The 418-nt window shown below is 39.5% G+C and carries 1 protein-coding gene; it reads left to right on the plus strand.

Annotated elements, in window-relative coordinates:
• A partial coding sequence (locus J7R05_RS08430; RefSeq protein ID WP_208541891.1) for a type ISP restriction/modification enzyme occupies positions 1–418 on the plus strand: 418 nt, incomplete at both ends.

A 418-nucleotide genomic window follows, 5' to 3' on the forward strand; every position in this document is an offset into this window, starting at 1 on the left:
GATGCACTCACGGATGAAGGGTTGGCATATTTTAAGGCAGCATATCCTGGTGAAATGATAACAAAGGATGATTTGTTTTATTATGTTTATGGGATTTTGCATTCTGAAGATTACCGTGCGCGTTATGCGCATAATTTGTCTAAAGAATTGCCACGAATTCCAACAGTTAAAAAGGTAGAGGATTTTTGGGCTTTTGTAACAGCGGGGCGAAAGCTTGGTGATTTGCATATGAATTATGAAGAGATTGAACCCTATCCCGTTACCTATAAACAGGGTGATCCAAGAACTTGGATGATTTCTGATGAGAAGAGTTTCTATCGTGTTGAAGCGATGAAATTTGCTGGTAAGCGTGGCGCTATTGACAAGAGCACAGTGGTTTATAACGCAAATATTACGATGCAGAATATTCCTCTTGAAG

The organism is Bartonella capreoli (assembly GCF_902813205.1).
Classification (GTDB): Bacteria; Pseudomonadota; Alphaproteobacteria; order Rhizobiales; family Rhizobiaceae; genus Bartonella; species Bartonella schoenbuchensis.